We start from the raw sequence: 3,836 nt of genomic DNA on the forward strand, positions 1-3,836 counted from the left end.
AAGAGATTATCTTGAAAGTAGGATAAGGTATAGTATAAGAAATGTAAAAGTGAGGTAAGAAATGAGAAAAAAGTATCCAACAGATCTAAGTAAAAGGCCGAATAGAAAAATATTTCAGAGTATGATACAAGAAAGGAGGAAAACCGCCAAAGTATAGTAAAAGAGAAATATTAGAGGCGATTTTCTATGTATTGCGTACAGGATGCCAATGGCGGGAATGCTATGGAAGACTGTGTATGAGCAGTTTAGGCAATGGAAAAAGCAGGAAATTTTTGAGAAAATGAATTGCCAAATATAGCAGGAGAAAAATAGGAAGAAATGAGGAGCCAAGCGCTTGACAGTCAATCTGTGAAAACTACAGAAAAAGGGGGGTCAAAGGTTATGATGGAAATAAAAAAGTAAAAGGTAGAAAAAGGCATATAAAGGAAGAATATGACATAGATATTGAAATTGTTAAAAGACCTCCATGTAGATTTTGGGTACATAACGCTTGAGCTGCTGCCAGCGAGAGAACAGGGATTTAAAGTACAGCCAAGAAGGTGGGTTGTAGAAAGGACTTTTGCTTGAGGAATAGAAGGCTATCAAAGGAATATGATTTGCTTACAACATCTACTGAAAATTTCATATGTCTTGCTATGAATAGGGTTATGTTAACGAGGAAATATGCCTAAGTTTTCTAGTTTCAGGACAACCTCTAACTTTCGGTGTCGTCATATCTTAAATTTGTTGATATTCACTACATTAACAGACCGAAGGTTTTAGTCCATATCTTTTTATTGAAAATCTTATGTAATAGTTATTTTTATCATACCAAATAGCGCATATATTAATAACTCGATTTTATTCTCATTGCTTAATATATACCACATTACAACACTTACACACCGGTTATTTCATTAAAAACTTAGCTTCAGCCCAGCCAAAAGCACATACCCGGAGTTATTACTTTCGATTTCAGGTTCTTTTGTACTAAATTTTACAATATCGAAGTAGTATGAAGTACCAATAGCTAATGGATATTCAAGACTGAAAGCCTGTGATGTTAATTCGTTTGTACCTTTACCTGCAATATCTCTAACACTATTAAAATATGTTAAGCTCAATTTACGAGAATCAGAGTGGTAAGCAACACCTGCATTTACATAATACATATTATTTGTTTCAGGACTACGCTTCTCACCAGATTTACCGCCATTACCGTACGAAAAAATGCAATCAAGTTCAAAAAGTTTTAGTTTCAAGCCAAAATTCCAGTGTAGTAATTGATTACGGCATTTATAATTTTCAGAAGTTCCATCTGTGCAATCAGTTAAATTTTCCCTTGCAAATTCACCAGTTAAAGCAGTAGTAAAATTTATTTCATCTGATAAGCCATTTTTATAGGAAAGACCAGCGGCTATTAGATTATTATATTGTAAATTATTTTTTCCTGGAACATAGCTGAATCCAAGTTGAAAGTTATAGATTTCAGGAGAAATATAGTTTATTGTTGGTTGTTTTAACTTCAGTTCTAATCCATTATAGTCGCTGTAAATATTGGGTTTTACCCAAAATACCTTGTCCTTGTCATACCCAGGATCAGCATCTCTTTTTTCACTACCGTGCAAATTTGCATAGTTTGTCCAATGACCATTTATTCCTCCAGCAGCTGTATAAATTTTTGAGGTGTTAATTAACATACTCTGACTAACTAAACTTCCTTTACCATATTCAACTGATCCAAACTCTTGATTCTTTATGATAAAATACCACTTTTCCATTTCTAACTTTTCTATGTCTAATGCTTTTAGGTTTGCAATACTAGAAACTCCTGCCTTAACATTAAACCCCATTTGCGTATTTAGATAAACTTGCTGCAAATAAAGAAAGCGCAGATCTGAATAGCTTGAGGTCTTGTCTTTGGCAGAGCTAAAAGAATCTCTGTTGAAAGCGTAGCCAAATCTTAAATCTATTTTTCCATCTAGTTCTGCATAAAATATCTCCTTATCTAGAATTACCCTAGCGTTAGCACTCCCTACCACGAATAATAATGAAAATAGTGTGATCAGTAACCTCATAGGCAAGCTTAAATCTTTAATATAAGCTTAATAGAAATAAAAAACAACCCATATAGGCAATTTCCACAAGAATATGCTAAAACTTAAATAAAATAAACACAAAAATTAAATAGGTAGATAAACAAAGTGCTCTAGTCCCTTTGTGCACTTTGCTCATCAAAGACTCTATTTGTTTCTAAATTGCCTTGAATACTAGTGCTAGGTTTATTTTCTTGCTCTTTCTTATATAATGACCACCCATATAGTCCAATTGCTGCAGATATAACAAGCGCTGCTAAAAATATATATGTTTGTGTCACGAATGCTAATACTATAATAAAAGCCAAAAGATACTGTTATAGCAAAACACACAGTTGATCTATTACATTGAATATTTTGCATTTTATGCTGAGGTGATTTTTGTCCTTTATTTTGTGCTCTATTAGACTGAAGTGATCTTTGCTCCTCATTGCGTACTCTGTCAGATTGCACACTTTCTCCCCTGTAACACTTTTTATCTAGCACCTTTAATGCTCCGCTAAACATAACACAGTTTCTCCTAATGTTTTTCTAGTAAGATTTTCCTCTACTGCAATATTACCGCTTGCAGATAATGCACCATTACCAACATATCCAACTCCCTCACCCATTATAGTTTCTGCAAACTTCCCTCTTGTTAACGCTCTACTTAGTGCACTAAGATCACCATAATTAACAGCAATACTTTTAACATCACTTTTGCTTATCAGCCCATTTAATTCTTGATTCTTTCCAGCATTGACAAATATTCCACAAAATCCTGAATATTTTTTATCATCTTGTTCTATTTCCTTAGCAGCTTCTATTGCTGCGTTGACAAAAATCCTTTTTGCTTCTTTTTTGCCACTTTCACTAAAACGATCAAAAAAAGCATTAGGTACTACAAGGCTTAATCCTTCTTTATGTTTAGCAGCCATTAAGGCATTCAGTTTAATTATACCTTTAAATTTATCTTTAAGCTGAGATTTTCTGTCACTTATTAATTCCTTACCTTGAACAAAATACTCACAATCTAAACTATTTCCTCTTAACTTAGGAAAAGTAGTATAATGAACAACGCTCTTTATAGAGTCCTTCAGCAGTTCTCCTGAAGAATCTAAATATTGTACTACTTCGGCTCTTATAACTATATAAGAAGATTTTTGCTCTAGCTCTTTCCTATAATCTGCAAAAACTCTTATATTTAATACCAATGCCCATTAAGGAGAGAGCGGATAGACAATAAAGAGAAAAAAAGTCCATACTGAAACAAGTAAAATAGCGGGGTAAAATAGGATTAAGATCAAAACTATTAGATGAACAAGTGGTGGAATCGGCAAGAAAAATGCTGAAGAAAGTAAGAAACAATGCATAAAAAAACTAAATGCTGTAATTGCTAGCAAAAAAGCATAGCATAACGGCTGTAGCAAAGATATGCTGCATTTCAAGAAACGCAGTAACTTCATGACTTAAAATTTGGAAGAGAAGAAAAACTATTTGCTCCTGCTCAATGCTGTAAAAAAACTAGATTGAATCATAGCCAACTTGAGCAAGTTGAAGTATGGATAGAAGAAAATCCTAATATTACTATTAAAGAAATGAGAATAAAGATTCAGAAAAAATTTGGTCTGAATGTCAGTAAGTCTACAGTGCACCGTAATATATGAAATTTTCATATATTACACCAACACAATGTACAAGATAAAAGAAAACAAGAGGAATTCAAAAAAAAATCTCAATGAAGTTATTGGCAAGTATCTTGGAAAAGAGCTGTTTTTCTTT

The 3,836-nt window shown here is 33.0% G+C and carries 3 protein-coding genes and 2 pseudogenes; 2 read left to right on the forward strand and 3 right to left on the reverse strand.

What is annotated here, in order from left to right:
* The first annotated feature begins 61 nt into the window (after window positions 1–61).
* Window positions 62–671 (forward strand): annotated as a pseudogene (locus tag Wcon_RS08735) (transposase).
* Between the two features lie 225 nt (window positions 672–896).
* Here the strand turns inward: Wcon_RS08735 and Wcon_RS08740 are convergent.
* The 3 genes from Wcon_RS08740 to Wcon_RS08750 all read right to left on the reverse strand — a co-directional run bounded on the left by Wcon_RS08740 (window position 897) and on the right by Wcon_RS08750 (window position 3,268).
* On the reverse strand, window positions 897–2,057 hold the full coding sequence (locus tag Wcon_RS08740; protein WP_114517882.1) for a porin: 1,161 nt from the start codon (window positions 2,055–2,057) through the stop codon (window positions 897–899).
* Between the two features lie 131 nt (window positions 2,058–2,188).
* Entirely contained in the window at window positions 2,189–2,383 is a 195-nt protein-coding gene (locus Wcon_RS11245) for a hypothetical protein (RefSeq protein ID WP_047759735.1), read from the reverse strand.
* Between the two features lie 180 nt (window positions 2,384–2,563).
* On the reverse strand, window positions 2,564–3,268 hold the full coding sequence (locus Wcon_RS08750) for a hypothetical protein (protein WP_114517884.1): 705 nt from the start codon (window positions 3,266–3,268) through the stop codon (window positions 2,564–2,566).
* Between the two features lie 77 nt (window positions 3,269–3,345).
* Between Wcon_RS08750 and Wcon_RS13110 the strand changes: the two are divergent.
* Window positions 3,346–3,836 (forward strand): annotated as a pseudogene (locus Wcon_RS13110) (helix-turn-helix domain-containing protein); the annotation flags it as partial.

Source organism: Wolbachia endosymbiont of Cylisticus convexus, assembly GCF_003344345.1.

Excerpts from the sequence above, each read along its gene's own strand:
- Wcon_RS08740 (WP_114517882.1), bottom strand. The coding sequence starts at position 2,057 with ATGAGGTTACTGATCACACTATTTTCATTATTATTCGTGGTAGGGAGT.